The 24,020-nt window shown below is 64.3% G+C and carries 20 protein-coding genes; 8 read left to right on the plus strand and 12 right to left on the minus strand.

Annotation, left to right across the window (positions count from 1 at the left end; translation table 11 throughout):
- Window positions 1–61: 61 nt before the first annotated feature.
- The 3 genes from CAG11_RS21275 to CAG11_RS21285 form a co-directional block, all read right to left on the minus strand.
- Complete coding sequence (locus CAG11_RS21275) at window positions 62–1,513, minus strand: serralysin family metalloprotease (RefSeq protein ID WP_085597805.1); 1,452 nt, start codon at window positions 1,511–1,513, stop codon at window positions 62–64.
- Window positions 1,514–1,799: 286 nt separating this feature from the next.
- Window positions 1,800–2,915 carry a P1 family peptidase gene (locus CAG11_RS21280; RefSeq protein WP_085597806.1) on the minus strand — a complete coding sequence of 372 codons (1,116 nt, stop codon included), beginning with the start codon at window positions 2,913–2,915 and terminating at the stop codon, window positions 1,800–1,802.
- A gap of 9 nt (window positions 2,916–2,924) precedes the next feature.
- Entirely contained in the window at window positions 2,925–4,289 is a 1,365-nt protein-coding gene (locus tag CAG11_RS21285; RefSeq protein ID WP_085597807.1) for an APC family permease, read from the minus strand.
- A gap of 205 nt (window positions 4,290–4,494) precedes the next feature.
- Between CAG11_RS21285 and CAG11_RS21290 the strand changes: the two genes are divergently transcribed.
- Window positions 4,495–5,298 carry a helix-turn-helix transcriptional regulator gene (locus tag CAG11_RS21290; RefSeq protein ID WP_022638930.1) on the plus strand — a complete coding sequence of 268 codons (804 nt, stop codon included), beginning with the start codon at window positions 4,495–4,497 and terminating at the stop codon, window positions 5,296–5,298.
- A 77-nt stretch (window positions 5,299–5,375) separates the two neighbouring features.
- On the opposite strand, the gene feaR is transcribed toward CAG11_RS21290, so the two are convergent.
- The 4 genes from feaR to CAG11_RS21310 form a co-directional block, all read right to left on the minus strand.
- Entirely contained in the window at window positions 5,376–6,314 is a 939-nt protein-coding gene (feaR, locus tag CAG11_RS21295) for a transcriptional regulator FeaR (RefSeq protein WP_085597808.1), read from the minus strand.
- A gap of 139 nt (window positions 6,315–6,453) precedes the next feature.
- Window positions 6,454–7,047 (minus strand): DUF3156 family protein, encoded by a 594-nt coding sequence (locus CAG11_RS21300; protein WP_085597809.1) that lies wholly within the window; start codon window positions 7,045–7,047, stop codon window positions 6,454–6,456.
- Entirely contained in the window at window positions 7,013–8,533 is a 1,521-nt protein-coding gene (locus tag CAG11_RS21305) for an APC family permease (RefSeq protein ID WP_085597810.1), read from the minus strand. The genes CAG11_RS21300 and CAG11_RS21305 overlap by 35 nt, the downstream gene beginning before the upstream one ends.
- A gap of 234 nt (window positions 8,534–8,767) precedes the next feature.
- Window positions 8,768–10,294 (minus strand): aldehyde dehydrogenase, encoded by a 1,527-nt coding sequence (locus CAG11_RS21310; protein WP_085597811.1) that lies wholly within the window; start codon window positions 10,292–10,294, stop codon window positions 8,768–8,770.
- Window positions 10,295–10,519: 225 nt separating this feature from the next.
- Here CAG11_RS21310 and CAG11_RS21315 point away from each other — a divergent pair, with 225 nt between their 5' ends.
- The 5 genes from CAG11_RS21315 to CAG11_RS21335 all read left to right on the plus strand — a co-directional run bounded on the left by CAG11_RS21315 (window position 10,520) and on the right by CAG11_RS21335 (window position 15,731).
- Window positions 10,520–11,854, plus strand: a complete 1,335-nt coding sequence (locus CAG11_RS21315; RefSeq protein ID WP_085597812.1) for an aspartate aminotransferase family protein — start codon at window positions 10,520–10,522, stop codon at window positions 11,852–11,854.
- Between the two features lie 129 nt (window positions 11,855–11,983).
- A complete protein-coding gene (locus CAG11_RS21320) occupies window positions 11,984–12,649 on the plus strand; it encodes a helix-turn-helix transcriptional regulator (protein WP_085597813.1) in 666 nt (221 codons plus the stop codon).
- 89 nt (window positions 12,650–12,738) lie between these two features.
- The gene (locus tag CAG11_RS21325) at window positions 12,739–13,554 is read left to right on the plus strand and encodes a molybdenum cofactor biosynthesis F family protein (protein ID WP_085597814.1); all 816 of its coding nucleotides are present in this window, start codon (window positions 12,739–12,741) and stop codon (window positions 13,552–13,554) included.
- A gap of 36 nt (window positions 13,555–13,590) precedes the next feature.
- Window positions 13,591–14,973: an aspartate aminotransferase family protein gene (locus CAG11_RS21330; protein WP_085597815.1), complete on the plus strand. Its 1,383-nt coding sequence runs from the start codon at window positions 13,591–13,593 to the stop codon at window positions 14,971–14,973.
- The gene (locus CAG11_RS21335; protein ID WP_085597816.1) at window positions 14,970–15,731 is read left to right on the plus strand and encodes an SDR family oxidoreductase; all 762 of its coding nucleotides are present in this window, start codon (window positions 14,970–14,972) and stop codon (window positions 15,729–15,731) included. Before CAG11_RS21330 ends, CAG11_RS21335 begins: the two co-directional genes overlap by 4 nt.
- A 437-nt stretch (window positions 15,732–16,168) precedes the next feature.
- On the opposite strand, the gene CAG11_RS21340 is transcribed toward CAG11_RS21335, so the two are convergent.
- The 4 genes from CAG11_RS21340 to CAG11_RS21355 are packed head-to-tail and all read right to left on the minus strand — an operon-like array spanning window position 16,169 to window position 19,977.
- Window positions 16,169–17,260: a polyamine ABC transporter substrate-binding protein gene (locus tag CAG11_RS21340; RefSeq protein WP_085597817.1), complete on the minus strand. Its 1,092-nt coding sequence runs from the start codon at window positions 17,258–17,260 to the stop codon at window positions 16,169–16,171.
- Between the two features lie 46 nt (window positions 17,261–17,306).
- Complete coding sequence (locus CAG11_RS21345) at window positions 17,307–17,648, minus strand: cupin domain-containing protein (RefSeq protein ID WP_085597818.1); 342 nt, start codon at window positions 17,646–17,648, stop codon at window positions 17,307–17,309.
- A gap of 55 nt (window positions 17,649–17,703) precedes the next feature.
- Window positions 17,704–19,110: an FAD-binding oxidoreductase gene (locus tag CAG11_RS21350; protein WP_085597819.1), complete on the minus strand. Its 1,407-nt coding sequence runs from the start codon at window positions 19,108–19,110 to the stop codon at window positions 17,704–17,706.
- Between the two features lie 51 nt (window positions 19,111–19,161).
- Window positions 19,162–19,977 (minus strand): AraC family transcriptional regulator, encoded by an 816-nt coding sequence (locus tag CAG11_RS21355; protein ID WP_085597820.1) that lies wholly within the window; start codon window positions 19,975–19,977, stop codon window positions 19,162–19,164.
- Between the two features lie 275 nt (window positions 19,978–20,252).
- Here CAG11_RS21355 and CAG11_RS21360 point away from each other — a divergent pair, with 275 nt between their 5' ends.
- Entirely contained in the window at window positions 20,253–20,522 is a 270-nt protein-coding gene (locus CAG11_RS21360; protein WP_053129414.1) for a DUF1652 domain-containing protein, read from the plus strand.
- Window positions 20,523–20,560: 38 nt separating this feature from the next.
- Here the strand turns inward: CAG11_RS21360 and CAG11_RS21365 are convergent, their stop codons facing one another.
- Entirely contained in the window at window positions 20,561–23,026 is a 2,466-nt protein-coding gene (locus tag CAG11_RS21365) for a UvrD-helicase domain-containing protein (RefSeq protein ID WP_085597821.1), read from the minus strand.
- A gap of 273 nt (window positions 23,027–23,299) precedes the next feature.
- On the opposite strand from CAG11_RS21365, the gene CAG11_RS21370 reads away from it, so the two are divergent.
- Window positions 23,300–23,995 carry a pirin family protein gene (locus CAG11_RS21370; protein ID WP_085597822.1) on the plus strand — a complete coding sequence of 232 codons (696 nt, stop codon included), beginning with the start codon at window positions 23,300–23,302 and terminating at the stop codon, window positions 23,993–23,995.
- The last annotated feature ends 25 nt before the right edge of the window (window positions 23,996–24,020 follow it).

Here is a 24,020-nt window from a genome sequence, read left to right on the forward strand (position 1 = left end):
GCCCCAGGGCCGATACAACAAAGGAAGGCGACGCATGTGCGTCGCCTTCCGCCTACTTCACTCAGGCGACGATGTCGCTGACTGCTGCCTGGCCGACGGTGGTGACCAGGAAGTCCGCCACGCCGTGCCCGGAGAAGTCCACCGACAGGGTGCTGACACCACCGGAGGTGGTGAGGATGGCATCACCCGCCGCGCCGGTGAAGGCGTTGACGAAGTGCAGGCCGGCGCCCTTGGTGATACCGGTCAGATCGATCTTGTCCTGGCCACTGACGAAATCCATGATCTGGTCGGCCGCACCCGGCTTGGAGTCGGTGCTGGCACCGAACACGAAGGTGTCCGAACCGGAACCGCCCCACAGCTTATCGGCACCGCCGCCACCGTAGATGATGTCGTTGCCGGCACCACCCTTGAGTTGGTTGGCGACGTTGTTACCGATCAGCAGGTCGTTGCCCGAACCACCGATGGCGTTCTCCACGGTCACGCCCTTGGCAATGGAAACGTTGCCGATCAGGCCACCAACGTCGGAGAACGAAGTCTCATTGAGGTTGATTTTCTGATTCTGGGTAAAACCGGAGAAATCCAGGGTGTCATTGCCACCACCGTCCCACACCGAGAACACCAGCTTGTCGGCCGACGAGCTCGCGCTGTAGAAATCGCGCCCGGTGTTGGAGTTGAAGCCGTAGGTGGTGTCACCGGCACGGGTGGCGTAGTTGGCTCCGTAGAGCTTCTGGATCGCCGCGATGTCATCGATCAGCGGACCGGACGCATAGGCTTCTACCCCGCCCTTGCTGAAGTTCTGGCTGGTATTGCTTTCACTCCAGTAGCTCATGATGCTGTAGCCGCGGGTGTCCTGCCCGTAGGTCGCATCCTTGTAGGTCGGGTTGCCGTTCCCGGCGTTGTAGTCGCCAGGGTGGGCCAGGCCCAGGGTGTGGCCGATCTCGTGGGTCAGGGTCTGACGGCCATAGTTGTTCAGGTCCGGGGTCTTGTTCGGGGTATAGCTGCTGTTGATCAGGTACCACGAAGTACCGTCATAACCCGCGCCAGTGCCCGGCAGGTAGGCAAATGCCGCTGCGCCATCCTGGCCGCCGCTGTAGTTGCCGAAGGTCATGTGGCCGTCACCACCGGAGGCCTTCTCGGTGAAGACCACGTTGGCCACATCGGCCCAGGATTGCATGGCCAGCACGGCCTGGGCTTTCTGCTGGGCGTTGAACTGGCTGAACCCGGAGATACCATGCTTGTTCATGGTGGCCTGGGTCGCCGAGGTCAGGAAGGTATAGGTCAGATCGATCTTGCCATTGCCGTTCAGGTCCTTGTAGGAAGCACCATCACGCAGGATCTGCGTGGCAGCCTGGTCGACCGAGAACGAAGGTTTGCCATTGACCGTGAGATTGCCGCCACGATCGTACTGGTGGCTGAAGCTATTGACCTGGTTATAAGCCGAACTTGCTGCTGCCAGTGGCACCAGTTGTTGTTCAGCTGCATCAATAGCGTCATTCACTTTTACTTTCGACATAAACACACTTCCTTGTAATCAATGGAACAGTTTTTGTCCGATAGCGACAATCCCTGGCGAGATCGTCCTATCACTCGCCCTAAGTAGGCGCAAGGAAACTGACACAATTTGAAATCGGGCGTCCACTACTTTTTTGACGTCAAATTCCACTGTTCCGCAAAACTCCAGCAAACAATGACTGCCCAGTCAAAATATTCCCTTTTCAATTGCTGGACAGCACTCATTGTCTGACAATCTACAATTTAATTATTAAATATCGCTCCTGTTGAATTATGCCGACTGTGTCTCAATTTTCTGGTACTTGCTTATTGTTCCAACCACTGAGTTGCAATGCATTCCTCAATATTTGTGGGGTCAGGGCCGGTACTTGCACGCCGTCGTCGCTGGTCATCGGCTCGCCGGCCAGCAAGGCATTGATGATCGCCTCTTCCACCGCTTCGGCGGCAGCGCTGAACAGCGGCGAAATATGGTCGTTGTTGAGCATTGCCAGCGGTGAAGTGAAGCCCAGGTCCTTGCGCGCGTAGTCCGCCGCCGGCAGGTCCCGGTTTCCCGTGGCAAAGGCCAGGAAGATATCGCCGCTGGAATCCTCGGTACCGCCGCCGGTACGTGCGATACCGACGGACGCTCTCTGGGCCAGCCGTTGGCACTGGTGCGGCAACAGCGGCGCATCGGTGGCCAGGATCACCACGATCGAGCCCATGCCCGGGGTTCCGCGCTCGGCGAAGGGCGAGACGATATCGCGCAGTTGGCGCCCTACTGGATAACCATCGACCCGCAGCTCCTCGCGCTTGCCATGGTTGGCCTGGACCAGCGCGCCGACGGTGTAGCCGCCCTGCTCCGGCGCCAGGCGCCGGGACGCGGTGCCGATCCCGCCCTTGAACTCATGGCAGATCATCCCCGTGCCACCGCCCACCGCACCCTCGTCCACCGGCCCGGATTCGGCCAGGGCCGACGCTTCGCGCACCTGCTGCGGCCCCACATGCTGGCCCCAGATATCGTTCAGCAGGCCGTCGAAGGTTTCCATCACCACCGGCATGCACCAGTACACCGAAGGATCGGCCAGTTCCTCGCGCTCCAGGGCGATCAGCGCATCGCGCACCACGCCCACGCTATGGGTGTTGGTGATGGCGATCGGCGTGGTCAGGGTGCCCGCCTCGCGGATCCATTCCAGGCCCGTGGCATCACCATTGCCATTGAGTACATGGCAACCGGCGAAACACGGCTGCAGGCGCGCATGCCCGGCGCGCGGCTGGATCAGCGTGACGCCGGTGCGCACCTGCTTGCCGTCGATCTCGGTCTTGAGGGTGCTGTGGCCGACCCGCACCCCCGGAACATCGGTGATCGCATTGAACGGGCCGGGTGTTCCCAGCCCCAGGCTGATGCCCGCTTGACGTGCTCGCATAACCACTCCTTACAGTTTCTGGAACGCCGGGCTGTACCGGCCATTGGTGCAGTAGAGGATCACCGACAGCGCCAGCAGGCCGATGATCACCATGATGTCGCGCAGGGACGCATCGAGAAACAGGTTGACCAGCAGGTACCCGGCACCGATCACCGCCAGCAGGGCCGGCAACGGCCACAGCGGCATGCGATAGGGATGCTCGCGATCGCGTAGCAACACGCGGCTCATCAGTGCGCTCAGAGCCACCACCAGGTACACCAGCATGATCAACAGCACGCTGAAGGACGTCAGGTCCGCCAGGTTCGAGCTGAAGCTGAGCACCGCCGAGGGAATCGCCAGGAACAGCGTGGCCAGCCAGGGCGAATCCCAGCGCGGATGAATGCGGGTGAACAGGCGATTGATGCCTGGCGTCCACAGGGCATCGCGACCGCTGCTGAACACCACCCGGCCGATCTGGATGACGATGGCGACGATGGCGTTGAACACCGAGAGGAAGATCCCGGCGCTGACCACCCGGGCCAGGGTTTCGTTGCCATGGCTGGTGAGCAGGTAGCCGATGGGATCGGGGCTGGCGAGCATCTGGCTCAGCGAAGGCGCGCCGATGAGCAGCGCGGTGAGCGGCACCAGCTCGATGATCACCACCAATACCAGGGACCAGAGCACCGCCTTGTGCACCCCGCGCCCGCCGCACTTCATGTCTTCGGCCAGCAACACCGCCGGACCGTAGCCGTTATAGGAGAACAGGCCGATGCCCACCGCGCCGATCACCAGGGCCCAGGGCGCCAGTTGCAGCACCCCATGGTCGACGATCTGCGGCTGCAGCAGGATGCTCACCGGCTGGCTGGCGTTGCCGAACCCCAGCCAGACGATCACCAGCAACGCCGCCACTTCCAGCAACAGGCAGGTGCCGGTGATCCAGGCATTGAGCTTGATGTTGAGAATCCCCAGCAGGTAGCTGCAGGTGACGATCACCAGCGCCACGGTCTGGGAATCGTACTGGGTGCCCAGGGCATTGTTCAGGTAAGTGGCGGCACCCGTGGCCAGTACCGGCGGGATGAACAGCAACATCACCAGCACCGTGAGGAAGGTCGCGTAGCCGGCCAGTCCGCCGAACACCCGCTTGGCATACACATACTCGCCGCCGGCGCTGTTGTGGGCCCGGCCCAGTTCGGCGTAGCAGAAGGCGAACATCAGCGCCAGCAACCCGGCCATGACGAAGGCCAGGAATACCCCGCTGCCGGCTTGGTGGATGGCGAAGGGGGCGATCACGAACACCGAGCTGGCGGGGGTCACGCCAGACACGGTGATGGCCACCACATCGAACACGCTCAAGGTGGGTTTCAGCGCGCCATCGGGCGCGGAGGGAGAGCTCATATCGTTATCCTCGTGCTTATTGTTGGTCTGAGGCAGGAACGAGATTCATCGGGCGGGTGCGCTCTGGGTCGCACTTGACCGCAGCTACTCTAGGCAGTGGCGCGATGGCGAGAAATTCCCCTATTGGAGTACTCCCCCTTGACGGCATCCGGCAAATCGACGAAACCCTGCCAGGACACTTGCAATAGACCTTGGAGTAAAACCTTTGAGTAACCTGTTCAGGGAAGTCGGCCTGCACGCCAGCCTGGGGCGTACCCTCTCGCTGATCGGCCACCCACGCCTGTGGAAGCAGTTGATCCTGCTGTTGCACCAGGCCACGCCGTTCGACAACGCCCTGGCGATCTTCTACCCGGTGGACGGCCCGCCCCGGGCGCTGGAGGAGTACGACGCCGAACCCAGCAGCAAGCCGGCGTCGATGCTCACCTACCTCAATGGCCTGTATCTGCTGGACCCGTTTTTCCAGGCCTGTCGCGAGGGCTACCCCAGCGGCCTGTACCGTCTCGAAGAAGTGGCGCCGGACCACTTTCGCCAGAGCGAGTACTTTCTCAACTACTTTCACGACAACGTGCTGGAGGACGAAGTGCAGTTCATCCTGCAACTGCCTGGGGCCGGCACCCTGTCGCTGTCGCTGGGCAGCCAGCGGTTGTTCAGCAGCGAAGCCATCGGCCAGCTCACCACCTTTGCCGCCTGGGTGCTGCCCCTCATGGAACAGCACTGGCAGCACAGCCAGGCCCGCCCACAGCTGCCGGCCGCCGAGGAAATGGCCAGCCAGATCCGCGATGCCCTGAGCCATTTCGGCAGTGGCGTGCTGTCGGAGCGGGAACTGGAGATCGCCCGGCTGATCCTGCGCGGATTTTCCTCCAAGGCCATGGCCGAACGCCTGAAGATCTCCCCGGACACCGTCAAGGTCCACCGCCGGCACCTCTACGCCAAGCTGGACATCTCCAGCCAACCGGAGCTGTTCTCGTTGTTCATCCAGTCCCTGGGCCACGACCTGGAAAATCCCTGAGCTTGCGAGGCTGCGACAAGGCCCGCAGGGCCTTCTGGAAATCGCCTCGCCCCACCGACGCCGGCGGCAAAACGCCCTCAGGCATTCAATGAACGCGCGCGGTAGTCCCGGGGCGACTGCTCGAAGTGTTTCTTGAAGGTGCGGCTGAAATGCGCCGAATCGGTGAAGCCCCACTTGAAGGCTATATCGGTGATCGATTCGTTGCGCAGGTGCGGATTGCTCAGGTCCGCCGCACTGCGCTTGAGCCGCGAACGCTGGATGAAGCGACAGACACTGTCGCCCTGCTCCTCGAACAGTCGGTACAACTGGCGCACCGAGATGTTCAGCTGGCCGGCCAGGGCCACCGGGGTCAGCCCCGGCTCGTTGAGCGATTGCTGGATCAGTTGCCGGGCCTGCTCGCGCAGGCACTGGCCATGCAGGGTTTCATCGTGACCGGCAAGGCTGTCGGCGGTCTGGCGCAGGGTCGGGCCGAGCAAGGCGATCAGCGCCTCCTGCAAGGCCTGGCCCTCCTGTTGCGCCGCACAGCCATGCAGGTCGCCGGCGCAGATCTGCTCCACCAGCAGGCGCATCAGCCGGCCACTGGCGCAATTCTGCGACAACTTGCCGAACTTGCGTTGTTGGGCCGGCAGGTGCCGGTAGACCTCCTCCCGGCACAAATGGAACGAGGCATGCTCGATCAAGCCATGGGGCACGATTTCGCAAGCGCCGGCGGAATCCAGCAAGGCCATGTCGCCAGGCGCCAGTTCCACGCTCTCGCCATCCTGGCTCAGGCGCGCATGGCCGCTACGCTGGACGATCAGGAAACAGTGCCGATCGTCGGCCTGGTCGGCCCGGGTGCCTTGCCGGGAAATCAGCCCGGCATTGGTGCGGATCTGCGCCACCTCCAGCCCGGCATAGTCCTGCAAGCCCACTTCGCCGATGAACAGCGCGGGGTTGTGCGCCGGGCGGGCATCGAAACGACCGCAGACGCCCTGCAGGGCGCCCAGCCAGGAACTGAAACTTTGGGAAGCAAGCACTGTGCACCTCCAGGAGCCGGTTCGGGCCGCCATTGTTTTTATGGCGATATCATTAACATGTTATCTATTTGCCAGGCAAGGCGCCCGGCAGCAGGAATAACCTGTCACGGCTCGAGCAGGGGTCGTGCCAATGGACGCTTCAGTAATCCGCCAGCAAGCGCTGCAGATGACCGAGGCTGCCCAGCAGCGCCTCTCGTTGCACAGCATTCAAACGGATATAGCGGCGCATGCCCGGCAGGCGATTGACCACCTCGCTGGCGCCGAAGTGCTCCAGGCGCACCTGCCAACCCTGGTCATCGCGGTGCAGCTCCAGGCGCTTGAAATCCAGGGGCAGCAACTCGGCCAGCAGCTGTGGGTCCTGGCACAGGCGCTGGAGAAGGGGCGCCCAGCCGGCCTGCTCGCCGTCACGCACGCGAGCGGCAAGCCCCTGGCGGCGAATTGCCCCGGTATGGCGCAAGCTGATGCGCGCCCGACCCGGGCCGGCAGCGGGCACCCGCATCTGCCATTGGCACACCACGATATGCATCAGGAACTGCGCCTGGGGGCACTCCGCCACTTCGAACTCCAGGCCGCGCCGAGGGCAACGAAAGCGCCCCTGGGCTGCGCCCTGGCCAACATAGTCGAGCCCCGCCAAATCCCGGCGCAACTGGCCCAGGGTCAGCCCCGGGCGATAACCCGAGGGTGGCCGGTGCCACAGTTCAAAGAGGTTTTGTCGCCAGCTTGAAAGGTTCATCGGCCACCTCCTGCCGAGGGTTCGGGAGATCTTCCGGGGCCAGGCCCAGGGCCTGTTCCAGCACATCTTCCACCGGTACCGGGCGAAACGGATTGACCTTCTGCACCACCAGGGTCCAGACCAGCGCATACGCCGCGGTCAGGCCCAGCATGCTGCCGAACGGCAAGTAGATGTCCCTCGGGTTCATCCCCGGTGGAGTGATGAACCACATGCCCAGCAGGATGCCCACCGAAGAAAGGATCTGCGGCAGCGGGAACCACGGCGACTTGTAGGGCCGTGGCAGGTCCGGCCGGCGAATGCGCAGCATCACCACCGACAGCGTGACCAGCAGATACGCCGTGCTCCAGGCACAAACCGCCGCCAGCACCAGGTGCATGATGCTGTCGGTGCTGCCGCCCAGCCACCAGGCGTGCAGGCAAGGAATCAGCACCGCCACGGCGATGCACAGCAATGGCGTCTTGAAGCGCGGATGCAGGTAGGTGAATACCTTCGGCAAGGCGCCGTCCTGGGCCATGCCATAGAGGATGCGCGGCAACCCGGCCATCAGCGTATTGATGGTAGCGGCACCGGCGAACAGCAGGCCGATCCCCAGCCAGATACGCCCGAACGGCCCCATGATCTGCTCGGCGAAATGCGGGATGGCCATGGGTGTCTCCAGCAGATGCACGCTGCCGTCCTCGCTCAGGGCGACGTTGGCCACCTGGCGCTTCATCGCCGCGCCATAGATGAACATGCACACCGCCACCCCCACCAATCCCAGGGCCATGGCCCGGGGAATGGTCCGCGCGGCCTTGCGTACGTCCGGGGTCAGGGGCGTGACGAACTCGCAGCCGACGAACATGAACATCGCCATGCCTACCAGGGACAGGATGGTGGGCAGGTCGGTGCCCACCGTGGAAGCGCCGAACCAGCCATCGAGCTGCACCGCCGGGGCCTTGAGCACGCCCATCACGCCGAAGATGATCAGGGTGCTCCACATGCCGAATGTCAGGATCACCTCGGCGCGGCTGAAGGCCGTGATCCCCACGGCGTTGAGCAGGCCGAAGAACAACACCAGCCCCACCCCCACCAGCCAGGCGCTGCCGCTCTGCTCCAGCAGGGTATTGAGGGACTCGAAATTGACCAGGGCCATGACCCCGCTGAGGATGGTTTCCGCGGTGCCGGCGAACACGTGGACGATCAGGTAGGCCGACAGGGTGCCGGTGATGGCGAAGAAACGCCCCAGGCCGCAGGCCAGGTAGTCATAGACCGAACCGTTGGTGGGCAACAGGCAGGCCGCCTCGGCGAAGGTGGTGGACTGCGCCAGCATCATCAGCAGGGCGATCACCATGGCCGCGGCGAAGGCCCCGCCGCCGATGCCGAAACCGGTGGTGGCGGTGAGGATCACCGGGCTGGCCATGATCAGGCCCACGGCACTGGCCAGGGCCGTGGGAAAACCGACGACACCCTGGTGCAGGTGCCGGTTGAGTCTGTCGTTGAGCGACATGCTGGTAAACCTCGAAAGCATGGGTTGATGATTATTGTTCTAGGCATTTCAAGGGCACGCGCGGCCGCCATGCTCGGCTGTCTGGCGCAGCCTGGAGTCGTCCCGCAGGGCTGGCCTGCGAGGTCTGGCTCAATAGCAGGCCGTTGAAAAACGTAGGCGAGGCAACCAGCGCAAGGCGAAAACAGGCGAAAAAGCGCAGTTTACGAGTGGTAAATGAGCATTTTGAGCCTGTTTTCAACGCAGCGATGGCAACGCAGGTAGTTTTTCAACGGCCTGATAGGCGATGCACACCGACTTGTTCTCGGTGTAGGCCTCGATGGCCGCATGGCCCATCTCGCGACCGATACCGGACTGCTTGTAGCCACCGAAGGGCATCGATGGGTCGAGCATGTTGTGGGTGTTGACCCAGACCGTACCAGCCTTGATCTGCGGGATCAGCTGCATGACCTGCCCCAGGTCGTTGGACCAGATGCTCGCGCCCAGGCCGTACTGGTTGTCGTTGGCCAGCGCCACCACCTCTTCCAGGGTGTCGAAAGGCATGGCGACCACCACCGGGCCGAAGATTTCCTCGCGCACCAGCTGCTGTCCGGACTGCACATCGGCCACCACCGTGGGCCTGACATAGAAGCCGCGCTCGCCAAAGGGCGTTCCACCACACAGCACCCGCGCGCCCTCCTCGACTCCGCGCTCGACCATCTGCAGTACCCGGCGCTGCTGCTTGGCCGAGACCAGCGGGTTGATCTGCGCCTGTTCGTCCAGGCCCGGGCCGATGCTCAGCGAGCCGGCAATGGCCACCAACCGGTCGAGCACCTGCTGATAGATGCCGCGCTGGATGTACAGCCGCGAACCAGCAGTACAAACCTGGCCCTGGTTGAAGAAGATCGCCGCACTGGCGCCAGCGGCAGCGGTGTCCGGGTCGCAGTCATCGAGCACGATCACCGGCGATTTGCCACCCAGTTCCAGGGAAAATCGAGTCATGTTGTCCACCGCCGCATGGCCGATCAGCTTGCCCACCTGGGTGGAGCCAGTGAAGGCCAGCTTGTCGATGCCCGGATGGGCCGCCAGCGCCGCCCCGGCCCCGGCACCAGTGCCGGTCACCACGTTGACCACCCCGGGGGGGATTCCCGCCTCCAGGCACAACTGGCCCAGGCGCAGCGCGGTGAGCGGGGTCTCGTCCGCCGGCTTGAGCACCACGGTGCAACCGCAGGCCAGGGCCGGGACGATCTTCCAGATGGCCATCAGCAGCGGGAAGTTCCACGGCACGATGGCCCCCACCACGCCCACCGGCTCCGGCACCGTGTAGGCCCGGTACTGCGCGCCGGGCACTGCGGCGATGGACACATCCAGGCTCTTGCCCTCGATCTTGGTCGCCCAACCGGCCATGTAGCGGGTGAACTCCGCCGCCGCGCCCACTTCCAGGGCCCGGGCCAGGTGGATCGACTGGCCGTTGTTGAGGGTTTCCAGTTGCGCCAGCTCCTCGCCATTGGCCTCGAGCAAATCCGCCAGTTTCAGCAACAGGCGTTCGCGATCGGCCGGGCGCTGGGCTTTCCAGCTACCTTCGAAGGCGCGCCGGGCAGCGCCCACCGCCAGGTCGATGTCGGCCTGGGCGGCCATGGCCACTTCGGTCAATTGCTCGCCGGTGGCCGGGTTATGGACCGGCATCCGCGCCCCGGAGAGCGCCGGGCGGCTATGGCCGTCGATCAGCAGGCCGTGCTGGCTGTCTATGAATGCGGCGACACGTGGGTCGATGGCAACGCTCATCTTCAATCCTCATGGTTGTACCTGTTGACCGAGACTCTGAGCCCAAAGCCCGATGCCGTCTTGATCCTGGCTGCCGCAAAACTTGGCGCTGGCTGCCAAGCCCGACAGCCTCGACAAACACCTGGCAGCCTGGATCAAATGCCCTGGCACACAGAGGCAAGCAACACGTCGGCCAATCGCGCCCTAATGGCCCCAAGCTGTTCGAGCCCTATCAGGAGATCCAACGTGAGCCAAACAAGCCATTTCTGGCATCCCATGCTGCACCCCAAAGAGATGAAGCAACGCGAGCCGATCCGCATCGTGCGCGGCGATGGCTGCTATGTGTACGACGACCAGGGCCGTCAACTGGTGGATGGCGTGGCCGGGTTGTGGAACGTCAACGTTGGCCACAACCGCAAGGAAGTGAAGGCGGCCATCACCGCCCAGCTCGACGAGCTGGAGTACTTCCAGCTGTTCGACGGAGTCAGCCATCCCCGCGCCGAGGAGCTGTCGCGGGTCTTGATGAACCTGCTGGAGCCTGAAGACATGCGCCGCGTAGCCTTCAGCTCGGGCGGCTCGGACGCCATCGAAAGCGCCCTGAAGCTGGCTCGCCAGTACTGGAAGCTCGAGGGCCAGGCCGATCGCACCAAGTTCATTTCCCTGCGCCAGGGCTACCATGGCACCCACTTCGGTGGTGCTTCGGTCAACGGCAACACGGTGTTCCGGCGCAACTACGAGCCGCTGCTGCCCGGTTGCTACCACATCGACACCCCGTGGCTGTACCGCAACCCCTACAGCCAGGACCCGGAGGAGCTGGGCAAGATCTGCGCCGACCTGCTGGAGCGGGAAATCCAGTTCCAGAGCCCGGACACCGTGGCGGCCTTCATCGCCGAACCGATCCAGGGCGCGGGCGGGGTCATCGTGCCGCCGGCCAACTACTGGCCATTGATCCGCGAGGTTTGCGACAAGTACGGCGTGCTGTTGATCGCCGACGAAGTGGTCACCGGCTTCGGCCGCAGCGGCTCGATGTTCGGCAGCCGCCTGTGGGGGGTCAAGCCGGACATCATGTGCCTGGCCAAGGGCATCACCTCGGGCTACATCCCCCTGGGCGCCACCGTGGTCAACCGGCGGATCGAGGAAGCGTTCGAGAAGAACGGCAACTTCACCGGCGCCATCATGCACGGCTACACCTACGCCGGGCATCCGGTGGCCTGCGCCGCGGCCCTGGCCTGCCTGGACATCGTGGTCAAGGAAGACCTGCCGGCCAACGCGGCGAAGATGGGCGACTACCTGCTGGCCAAGCTGCAGCCGTTCGTCGAGCGCTTCGACAGCGTTGGCGAAGTGCGTGGCCAGGGCCTGATGGTGGCCCTGGACCTGGTGGCCGACAAGAGCACCCGCGAGCCCATCGACCCCACCAGCGGCTACGCCAACCAAGTGGCGCAGATCGCCCGGGAACACGGGGTCATGGTGCGCCCGGTGGGCACCAAGATCATTCTCTCGCCGCCGCTGGTGATCCAGCCGGCGCAGGTGGATGTCATCGTCGACGCCCTCGCCCAGGGCCTGAGCCAGGCCCGGCGCTGACCGGCCCACCGGCGCTGCCCGCATTCGCGGCGGGCAGCGCCGGCACTCTCCAATGGCCGGCCGCCATCGCGCGGCCCGCTACCTGCGCCAGCCCCGAGCCCCTGCCCAGCGGGCAGCCAGGAGTCTTCCATGCACGCAGCCGCCATGCCCCATGAGCTGGGCCAACGCTGCATCGCCGCCTTCACCCGGGTAGTGCCCGCCAGCCTCTGCGCCTTCTACCGCATCGACCCACAACTGCAAGCCCAAGACTTCGCGCTGTACCGCATGCCCGAACAGATGCACCAGGCCTACCTGCAACGCTATCGGCGCTACGACCCGCTGCAACCACAGCTGTGCGCAGCCGCCGGACGCCCGGTGCTGTCGCTGCACATGGGCATGGCCCGCCAGGATCGTCACGACACCCTGGTGTACCAGGGCTTCCTGCAGCGCCACGGAGTGCTGGATGTGGTGGAGATCCTGGCCTGCGACAAACAGCGGCCCATCGCCGGGCTTTCGCTGCTGCGCGACGCCAGCCTGGGGCGCTTCAGCAACGATGAGCTGATCACCCTGCAAGCCCTGCAGGGGCTGCTGGAAATCGCCGCACGAGCCCCGTACCCCGAGGCCGACCCGCGCTTGGCCGGGCTGACGCCCCGCGAGCGGGAAATCGCCTGGCTGCTGCGCGACGGCGCGGACAACAAGACCATCGCCCGGCGCCTGGACCTGGGCCTGCCCACGGTCAAGACCCACCTGATCAACCTGTTCCGCAAGGTCGGCGCGGGCAACCGCACCGAACTGGTAAGCACGCTGTTCCTCTGAAACAGCCAGGACTCAACCATCCGGTTGATGGGCAGGCGCCGCACCAGGCCCGAACATGCAGCTCTACGACAACGAACAAGAGCCTTGCCATGAACCTGCAACCTGAATGGATCACCGTCGGCGCCCTGGCCGACGGGTTTGCCGGCGACAACCATATCCTCCCCGCCCTCGACGATCTGGCCGGACGCCACCTGACCCTGCACTTCGACAACGGCTGGCAGATCGAGCATCGCTTCGGCGCCGCCACCCTGAGCTGGAACAACGTCGGCGAAAGCGCCGGCGAGGAACTGGCCTACCGCGCCACCTCCGTGCGCCCCGGCCTGTACCTGGTGGATTTTCTCAAGCAGGACCAGGGCGCCACCCATTCGGTGAGCCTGGTCCTGGACCTGGAGCGCCAGTGCTTCACCGCCGTCCTCGGGCAGATGCCCAGCCGTGACGAAACCCGGACCGATCTGTTCAGTCGGGCCCTGGCCGGCGGCGAGCTGACCAGCGTCAAGGCGCAGTTCCTGCACGGCGCCATCGACGGCCCGTGCACCGCCGACACGCCACGGCACGCCCCCACAGAGGAACTGATCGGCCTGCGCAACCAGTACGTCTACAGCGCCAGCGAGGCCTACGAACACGTCTACCTCAATGCCGACTTCTACAGCTGGCAGTGCCTCAAGGGCGTCGAGCAAGGGTTGGCGGACACCGACCGCTGCCACTACTACAAGGTCGCCGAGCAACTGTACCTGTTCGTCTGGCGGGAAAAGATCGTCCCGACCCTGGGCCTGGTGCTGATCGACCTCGCAGCCGGGCGCAGCGACGGCAAGATCTTCGGCTACCAGGGCGCGGACTTCGAAAGTTTCGCCAACTTCCCGGTGGGCGCCCTGGCCCGGGTGCTCAATCGCACCAGCCATTGCTGAGCCTTTGCCACCGCACATTTTTCACAGGACCTTGCCATGACCCTGGGACTCGACCTGCAACGCGTCGCCGACTGCTACCAGAGCGAATTGCAACTGTTTGCCGAGCGCCATCCACGCTCCGGCGCCTTCTACCGCCAGAACCTCGAGCATTGGCTCTACGGTGCCCCGCTGCACTGGATGCAGCAATGGCCCGGCTCGTACCCGATCATGGTGGCCGATGCCCAGGGTGCGACCCTGACCGACTGCGACGGCCGGCAGTACGTCGACTTCGCCCTGGGCGACACCGGGGCCATGTTCGGCCACGCCCAACCGGTGGTGGCAGCAGCCATCGCCGAGCAAGCGCGGCATGGCTCGACCCTGATGCTGCCCACCGCCGACAGCCTGTGGGTCGGCCAGGAGCTGAGCCGGCGCTTCAAGCTGCCCTATTGGCAGGTCACCACCTCGGCCACCGATGCCAATCGCTTCGCCTTGCGCCTGTGCCGGATGATCACCGGCCGGCAGAAAGTGCTGGTGTTCAACTGCAACTACCACGGCAGCGTCGACGAGTCCCAGGTGGAGCTCGATGCCAGCGGCCAGATGATTCCCCGCGAAGGCGTGCATGCCAACGGCCTGCATCACGAGGCCACCACCCGCCTGGTGGAGTTCAACGACCTGCCGGCCCTGGAGGCGGCCCTGGCCCATGGCGATGTGGCTGCGGTACTCACCGAACCCTTCATGACCAACGTCGGCATGGTGCCGCCGGCGCCGGGATTCCATGATGGCCTGCGGCAACTGACCCGGCGCTATGACGTGCCGCTGATCATCGACGAGACCCATACCCTGTCCTGCGGCCCTGGCGGCTATTGTGGCGAGCATGGCCTGGAACCGGACTTCTTCGTCCTCGGCAAGTGCATCGCCGGGGGCATTCCCACCGCGGTCTGGGGCGCCAGCCAGGCCATGGCCGAGCGGATCTGGCAGGTGCTGCCGCACTTTGCGCCGGGCCAGGCGATCAACCATTTCGGCTTTGGCGGCACCCTGGCCGGCAACGCCCTGCAGATGGCCGCCATGCGCGCCACCTTCAGCGAGGTGATGAACGAGGCCAACTACCAACGCATGTTCCAGCTGGCCGAACGCCTGCGGGCCGGGGTCGAGGCGATCATCCAACGCCACCGCCTGCCCTGGCACGTGACCCGCATCGGCGCCCGGGTCGAGTACCTGTTCATGCCCCATGCCCCGCGCAACGGCGGCGAAGCCCACCATGCGCGGCACGGGCTGATCGAGGCCTACCTGCACCTGTACCTGCTCAATCGCGGGGTGCTGCTGACGCCGTTCCACAACATGGCCCTGCTGTGCCCCAGCGCCAGCGAGGAGCAGGTGGACCTGCACAACCGCCTGCTGGACCAGTGCCTGGCCCAGGTGCTGCCGGGAGCAGGTTCATGAGCGGCGAACAGGCAGGACGCATCGCCCTGGTCACCGGCTCCGGCCAGGGCATCGGCCGGGCCATCGCCCAGCTGTTCGCCGCCCAGGGCGCCAAGGTGATGCTGGCCACCCGCAGCGCCGCCTCCGGCGCCGAGACCCTGCGCCTGATCCGCGAGGCCGGCGGCTGCGCCGAGCTGCTGGCCATCGACCTGGGTACCCGGGCCGCCGCCGAGCAGGCCGTGGCCGCTACCGAACAGGCCTACGGCGGCCTCGACCTGCTGCTGCACAACGCCGGGATCTTCCCCATGCAGCGGCTCGCCGAACTGGAGGACGCGACCCTGGACAGCACCCTGGCGGTCAATCTCAAGAGCTGCTTCTGGCTGGCCCGGGCCGCGCTGCCGGCGCTGCGCCGGGCCCAGGACCCGCGGATCGTCGTGACCTCCTCGGTCACCGGGCCGCGCACGGCGATTCCTGGGCTGGCCCACTACGCGGCGTCCAAGGCCGGGGTCAACGGGTTCATCCGCGCTGCGGCGCTGGAGCTGGCGGAATACGGGATCACGGTCAATGGCGTCGAGCCGGGGTTGATCGCCACCCAGGCCACCGACAACCTGGGGGATGCCGGTGCCCTGGCCAGGCACATTCCGCTCAAGCGCCTGGGGGCGCCACAGGACATCGCCTGGGCCATGGCCTTCCTGGCCTCCCGGCAGGCCGGCTACATCACCGGGCAGACCCTGGTGGTGGATGGCGGCGCACTGCTTGCGGAGAACACCCAGATCTAGCAGGAGGTTGAAAACTACCTGCGTTGCCATCGCGGCGTTAAAAACACGCTGGTGCTCCAGCCCGGTCAAAATGCTCATTCAGGGTCTTTTGCCATTTCGCCGCGACCGCGCCGGAGCCAGTTTTAGCGCGGGGCTAGGCACGAGACGCGAAGTTTGGCCGTCCAAATGAGCGCTCGAGGAACGAGGCGCCGCGCTAAAACCGGCCCGTCCCTTCGGGTTGCGCGACAAATGGCGCCATACGTCGTTGCAGGACTTGGCAAGGGAACGACCATTGCCTGCGTCCTACGCCTAGCCTGGCGCCATTTGACGCAGCAACGCGGTTTGCGCCGAAACGGCAACAGACCCTAGCACTCGTAAACTGCGCTTTTTCGCCTGTTTTTGCCTTGCGCTGGCTGCCTCGCCTAGGTTTTTCAACGACCTGTTGGCGGCTGGGGCTGTCAGTTGCCGCTGCGGACCTTGTTCCACAAACGGGTGCGGAGCCGGTCGATATCCAACGGCATGGCCTGCAAGGCGAACAGCTTGTCCATCATCGCCGGACTCGGGTAGATCTTGGGGTCGCCCTTGATCGCCGGATCCACCCGGCTGTCGGCTTGCTGGTTGCCATTGGCGTAATGCACGTGGTTGCTGACTTCGGCCATCACCTCTGGATGCAGCAGGTAGTCCATGTAGGCGTAGCCGGCCTTCTCATCCGGGGCGTCCACCGGCATGGCCACCATGTCGAACCACAGCGGCGAGCCCTCCCGGGGAATCGAGTAACCGATCTGGATACCGTTGCCGGCCTCCTTGGCGCGGCTTTCGGCCTGCAGGATGTCTCCGGAAAAGCCCACTGCCACGCAGATGTTGCCGTTGGCCAGGTCGCTGGTGTACTTCGAGGAATGGAAATAGCTCACATAAGGCCGGACCTTCATCAGCACGGCTTCGGCTTTTTTGTAGTCCGCCGGATTCTTGCTGTGGTGCGCCAACCCCAGGTAGTTCAGGGCCGCCGGTATCAGTTCCGGGCCGTTATCCAGGATCGCCACCCCGCACTTGTGCAACTTCTGCATGTACTCGGGCTTGAAGATCAGGTCCCAGGAATCCAATGGTGCATCGTCCCCGAGCACTGCCTTGACCTTGGCCACGTTGTAGCCGATGCCCGTGGTGCCCCAGAGGTAGGGGAAGCCGTACTGGTTGCCCGGGTCATTGACTTCAAGGGCCTTGAGCAGCACCGGGTTGAGGTTCTGCCAGTTGGGTAATTGGGTCTTGTCGAGCTTCTTCAGGGCCCCGCCCTGGATCTGCCGGGCCATGAAGTGGTTGGAAGGAAAGACCACGTCGTAACCGGATTTTCCGGTCATCAACTTTCCGTCCAGGGTTTCGTTGCTGTCATAGACGTCGTAGGTGAAACCGATCCCGGTCGCCTTCTGGAACTGGCGGTTGGTGTCCGGTGCAATGTAGTCGGACCAGTTGTAGATCTTCACCGTATCGGCGGCCTGGACCAGGGCGGCGGCCAGGCACAACGGGCTCAGCAGCAAAGCGCGAGTCTTGCGGGTCATGGAGCGATACCTGTGGTTGGTTTTGTTATTGGCAGGCAGTTGACGATCAGAAGATCAGGACGTAGGTCTTGCGCACAGTCTCAAGAATGTCCCAGGGCCCGGTGCTGTTGGCCGGCAACATCAAGGCATCGCCGGCCTGGATGTGCACGGTTGCGCCGTTGTCGGGGGTGAAGGTGCAGCGGCCCTGGATGAAGTGGCAGAACTCCTGGGCGACGATCTGCCGTCGCCAGCGTCCTGGCGTGCACTCCCAGATGCCGGTCTCGACCCCGTCGCTGCGCTCCACGGCGGTGACCGAGGTCACGGCCAACGGCTCGCCAAGTGGCACGGCGACCGGAGCCGATTGCTCGAGGATGGCCGTGGCGGTGTTCTTCAATTGCGTGATGCTCATGGTGCTACCTCAGGCGGAAGCGCCGAGCGCACAGCGCCCGGCAGGTGAAGCCGGGTCAGTGCATGAAGCCTTCCATGAACCCGGCGATCCGGCTGGCCATCCTGCGCCGCCAGGGAGCCGTGGCCGGATTGGCCAGGGTCTGGTCTTCGTGAACGAAGCTTTGAATGATCGCGTTGTAGCCCAGCCAGCGGCACGGCTCGGGCTCCCAGGCCCGCAGTCGCTCCAGGCCGCCTTCGGGCAGGACCCAGGGCTGGCGTACCAAGGGGCTGTCACGCTGCAGAATCAGCTCGGCCAGCGTCCGGCCGCCCAGGTTGCTGGCCCCCACTCCTTCGCCACCGTAGCCACCGGCCAGGGCGATGCCCTTGCGGCGGTCGCAGAGCATGTGCGGATGGAACTGGCGCGACATGCCCAGGTTGCCGCCCCAGGCATGGGTGATGCGCACGTTCTTGAGTTGTGGAAACAGCTCGCCGAACAGGTAGCGGCGCAATTGCACTTCGTCCTCGCTCAGGTTGAAGTCGTGGCGCAGCTTGCCGGCGAACTGATAGCCACCCCGGGCGCCGAACACCAGGCGGTCGTCCAGGGTGCGCTGGCCGTAGGTGACCTGGCGACTGCCCTCGCTGAAGGCCTGGCCCTGGCTCAGGCCGATCTCGTCCCAGGTGGACTGGGGCAGCGGCTCGGTGGCCACCAGCAGGCTCTGCACCGGCAGTTGGTAGCGCCCCAGGGGTGCCAGGGTCACCGAATAGCCCTCCACCGCCGGTACTATCCAGCGGCTGCGCACCGCCGCCCGTGGAGTCTGCAGGCTGCCGGACTGCCAATGGGTCACCGGGCTGTTCTCGTAGAGCGCCACCCCCAGGCGCTCCACCGCCCGGGCCAGGCCGCGCACCAGCTTGGCCGGCTGGATGGTGGCGCAATGGGCAGCCTGGATCGCCCCATAGGCATTGGCCACGCGCAGTTGCCCAGCCAGTTGCTCGGGAGTCAGCCACCGGTAGTCGGCCTCGCCCAGTCCCTGGTCATGCAGATGCACCAGGTACTGGCGCAGGCTGGCGTGCTGCTCCGGATAACGAGCGGCGCAATACAGCACGCCGCCCTTGCGGTAATCGCAGTCGATGCCTTCACGTTCGATGACGCTGGCCACCTCATCGGGTATGCCATGCAGCAGTTCATAGGAGGCCCGGCGCTGTTCGGGCGGTAGCGGTGCCAGCAGGCGGTCCTCGCCCAGCAGGTTGCCCATCAGCCAGCCGCCATTGCGCCCGGAGGCACCGAAACCGGCGATCTGTGCCTCGAACACGGCGATCTTCAACCCAGGTTCCAGGCGCTTGAGGTAATAGGCGGTCCACAGGCCGGTGTAGCCGGCGCCGATGATCGCCACGTCCAGGTCCAGGTCCCGTTCCAGGGCTGGCCGGGGGGTTAGCGGCTCGTCGAGCTGATCCATCCACAAACTGATATTGCGCCAAGCAGGCATGCCAACACTCCGCCAACCGAACTTTCGAGGGGCCGATGCTAGTGCCCGGCCTCAGGCGCTGTCTTGTGCCCGTGCACGCAAGGAAATTTCCCGGGCATAGGCCTTGGGGGTCTGGCCGGTGTGCTGGCGAAAGCAGTTGTAGAACGCCGACAGTGAATTGAAGCCCGCGGCGAAGGCCAGCTCATCGATCCGCAGCGGCGGCACAGCCTGCTCCAGAGCCGCCAGCACATGTTGCAGGCGCGCCTGGTTCACGTAGCGGTAGAAGCTCTGGCCCAACACCTGGTTGAGCAGGTAGGAAATCTGGTTGCGGCTGTAGCCGGATTCGCCGGCCACCCGTTGCAGGTCCAGCTCCGGGTCCAGATAGGGTTGCTGGTGCTGGAAATACTGCTCCAGGTCGTCGGCCATGCGTCCCAGCTGGCGCGGCGACAACCCCAGGCGGCTGGCTGCCGGGCGCGGGCCGCCGGCAGCCTGGGCCGAAGCCCCCTCGCGCACCAGGGCCGCATATTCGTTGACCCGCCAGATCAGGCCGTCGCGTACGGTGATCGCTTCGCTGGCCCGGAACGACGCCAGCCCCTGGCCGCCCCTCAGGGTCACCTGGTATTGGATAAAGGCCGTGTCGCCATCCAGGCGGATGCGGTCGCAGTGCTCCAGAGTCTCGTCCGGGGCCCGCGGCATGCTGGCCTGCACGTATTCGCGCAGGTCGGCCAGGGCCAGCGTGCGGTTCTGGAAGAAGTCGTTGTATTGGATCTGCGGGTGATACAGCGCCAGTACCCCCTCGAGATCGCGCAGTTTCCAGCACAGGTGGTAGCGCATCACCGTATCGCCGGTGATGGCGGCTTGCAGGGGCCCGTCGTCAGCGGCAGCCATAGATTTTCCGAGAAGAAAAAAGTGCAGCTTGCCGAACTTGCCGACAAGCGGCAATCACCACCCCGATAACCGGGACAAACAACACGCTCGGTCATCCAATGCAGGCGTGACTGGCATCAAACTTTCATGAACGAACCGCCGGACGGTGGCCAAAAAAACTGCAAGCGCCCATGACCCGGTGCTATTTTTAGAGCCTCAACCGAGCGGCTCAGCGACGAGCCCTCGTTCCTACCGCGAGCACAAGGAAGCGCTCAATGAATCAAGGTGGGCCATCGATGAACACAGTCTGGGCCAGCAAAGTCACCTTCCCCAACGCCTGCCAGCTGATGCGCTGGCATTTTCATCCCATGGGTTTCGAAGCCAGCATGGATGCGCCTGGCAGCATGATCGCCCGGCTCTTCGACCGCGCCAGCGGCGAAACCATGATCGCCATCGCCGGTATTCCCTGCGCAACGGTGATGAGCGCCGCAGACGTCGAACGAATAATCGAGGCGGTGGAGGATGAGCTGGAAGCCTTCTCGCCCTCCCTGGCCCTCAAGGCCTGATCCCCCTTCACCCAGGCCCGCCCAACCGGCGGGCTTTTTCATGACCGCTGTCGCAGATCCTGGAAATACGGCTTGTCCTTCGGCACCCGGTCCGAGGCCCTCGGAGCATTGCCCGCACTGGAGTCCTGGCGCTCGACATACCAGTAGCAATGCTTGACCGCACGGGTGATACCCACATAGGCCAGACGCAGGATCTCGTCTTTCTGGGCGCTGTCGTAGGGCGTGGCGTCGCCGTCCTTGCCCAGCCCGGCCATGCGATACACCTGGTTCTTGTAGGGTGAGCTGCTCAGGTGCTGGCAATCGCCCAGCAGGAACACCACATCCGCCTGCAAGCCCTTGGCGCTGTGATAGGTCAGTTGCTTGAGCCGGCGAGCCGCCAACGGCAAGCTAGAATCAACATTAACTATTTGTGAAATACTGTTTTCAATCAATAACTTATCGCTACTTTTTCGAAACAACATCAATATCGAATCACCCTGTCGATAGTGCTCCGCCAAACACAGGGCCAAGCCTTCGTCATCCCGATCCAGCACCTGCACCGGCCATGGCTCGCGGGCCTCGCCGCTGGCCTTGGCCTTTTTCCCGGCGATGGCCGGGGCCGCACGGACAATGTGCTCGGCGGCATCGATCACATGCTGATGACTGCGGTAGTTCTCGCTGAGCATGACCCGGGTGGTGCTCGGCGAAACGAACTCCTTGTTGAACTCGATGAAGTAGCGCGGTGAGCTGCCACGCCAGCCATAGATCGACTGCCAGTCGTCACCCACGCACAACAGCGAGGAATGCTGCGCACCACGCCCGACATGCAGCGCCGCGCCACGGCGGCGGATCTCGCCGAGGCTGGCCTTGATCCAGGAGACGATCTGCGGTGAGACATCCTGGAACTCGTCGATCATCAGGTGCGACATCGGTCTCAGGCAGGCGTCGGCCAACAGCTTGAAGTTCTCCGGCGAACGCTCGCTGAACAGGGCGAACATGCGGTTGTAGGTCATGATCGGTGGCGACTGGTCCAGCAGATGGTCCTCCAGGGCGCGCCAGAACAGGCTCAGTGCCTCGAAGAAGTACCGATCCGGGTCGTCCTGGGCAAAGCTCATGCGGCCCACGGCGTCGCCCACCTCCAGCCCCAGGTTCTCGATGAACCCGGCGGCGGCGACGAAACAGTCCAGCAACGGCGCCGAAGCCAGCTCGCCCTTGACCCGGTAATCGAAGCCAGGGCCGGCGCTGGCCTGGGCCGAAAAAGCGCCGAGCGCGCGCCTTGAATCTTCATAACTATCAAGCCAAATCAATGGTTTATGGCAGAAAGCTTGAAACAAGGTGCGCTTTACCGCCCACTCCGCACGGACGCTCAGCTTGGCCCCGGGCCGGGTAATCTGCGGGTTTTCCCGCGGGTCGAAGCCCAGCACCACCCAGGCATCGAGTTCGGCGCAGTAGCCATGGCAGTGGAACGGTGCGCCGTTGATCTCGAAGCGCTGGCGCTTGGGTTCGATACCCTTGATCGGCCAGGCCCCGGCCCTGAACCACAGGTCCTCGAGGGTGTCGCACAGTTCTTCGTCGCGCTTGGCCGCCAGTTCGGTGACGGCCATGCGCTTTTGCACATCCGGGTGGTCACGCTCCAGCTCCTTGAGTTGCAGGGCATGGCGCAACAGCGGTTTCAAGGCCAGGCGAAAGCGCTCGTCGTTGTTGTACAGCGCCTGGTAGCAGGCATTGAGGTGCTGGCGCTGGGCATCGTTGATGCGCAGGTCGAAGGGGTTGCTGTCCAACTCGGCGTCGAGGCCCGGCTGCCGCTCGTTGAGGTTCTCGAACGCCTGCAGCCGCTCGAACCCAGGCAGGCTGCGAACCATGGGCAGGATCCGTGAATGGAAGGTGCGCACCAGGTCCCGGGCCTGCCGGGCATCCAGTTGCCGGCCCCACAGGGCGAACACCTGGATCAGCTTGGCGATGAAATCCTTGCGCGACTCCCGGGTGAAGGTCACCACGGTCATGGAGTCCAGCTCGAACCCCAGGTAGTGATGGAGCAACAGCAGACGCAGCACCAGCGAGGTCGACTTGCCGGCCCCGGCGCCAGCGATCACCGCGGTGGCTGGAGTGTCGCTGAAGATCATTTTCCATTGCGCGGCGCTGGGCTGGGCCTCGGGCGCCAATAGGCGCGCGACATCGGCCTTGAAGCGCTTCTTCAGCTCGGCGTCCAGGGGCAGGCGCCAATCGTCGAACAACCGGTCATCCACGCCAGGGGGCCTGTGCTCGGTATCGCGGCTGTCGCGGATCAGCAACACCTGGCGGCCTTCCTCCAAGCCTTCGAGTCGCCCCTCGCGGTAGCCGTACTCCACGCCCGCGGTATGGCCACTGCGAAAGCCATCGGCCTGGCCGTGCAGCCAGGAAGCCCGATGCTGGGCTCGCAGGCGGGTCAGGCCGTGGCCGAAGAAACGCGCCGCCAGGCGCTTGAACAACGACATCTGGGCCAGGGGCATGAGCTCGGGGGGCAGATCGGGGGTGTGTTGCGACACGCGGACTCCAGGGTGTGGTGCTTGAGCGGTAATGGTCGCTGGATTTTCTCGGAGCATCCAGCGAATTGCTTGCAGGTCATCAACTTAAGCGATGAAGCGAAGGTTTGACACCAGCTTTCGGCCCGATAAAGCATCTAATTTATCGATTGGATAAAGGCATTTTTTGCGCTTTTTATCGATCAATGACTGATAGAAGATGCACGCCATCAACCCACGGCTATCGTCCTTGGCCAGGTACAACATGCCATGACGAGCCTTGATCAGGAGACGATCATGCTTGAACTCAGACCCTTCAGTTCCCTGGGCGGCGCCAACCACGGCTGGCTGGATGCCCATCACCACTTTTCCTTTGCCGAGTACTACGATCCCGAGCGCATGCACTGGGGCAACCTGCGGGTCTGGAACGACGATGTGATCGCCCCTGGCACCGGCTTCCCGCAGCATCCGCACCGGGATATGGAGATCATCACCTATGTGCGCGAAGGCGCCATCAGCCACCAGGACAACCTGGGCAACAAGGGGCGTACCGAGGCTGGCGACGTGCAGGTGATGAGTGCCGGTACCGGCATCGCCCACAGCGAGTACAACCTTGAAGACACGCCAACCAAGATCTTCCAGATCTGGATCATCCCCAACCAGGCCGGCTCTGCACCTTCCTGGGGTGCCAAACCGTTTCCCAAGGGGCAACGTGAAGGCTTCGTGACCCTGGCCAGCGGCAAGGATGGCGACGCACAGAGCCTGCGCATCCGTGCCGATGCGCGGTTGGTGGCAGCCAACCTCAAGGCCGGTGAAAGCGCCGAGTATCGCCTGGACGCCGGGCGCCGGGCCTACCTGGTGCCGGCCACCGGGATCATCGAGATCAATGGCTTGCGCGCCGAAGCTCGAGACGGCGTCGCCGTGCAGGATGAACAGGTGCTGCGGGTAACCGCCGTACAGGACAGCGAGATCGTCCTGGTGGACCTGGCCTGAGACTAGGCGCGATACAGCGGCGAAT

Source organism: Pseudomonas sp. B6(2017), assembly GCF_002112765.1.
GTDB lineage: Bacteria > Pseudomonadota > Gammaproteobacteria > Pseudomonadales > Pseudomonadaceae > Aquipseudomonas > Aquipseudomonas piscis.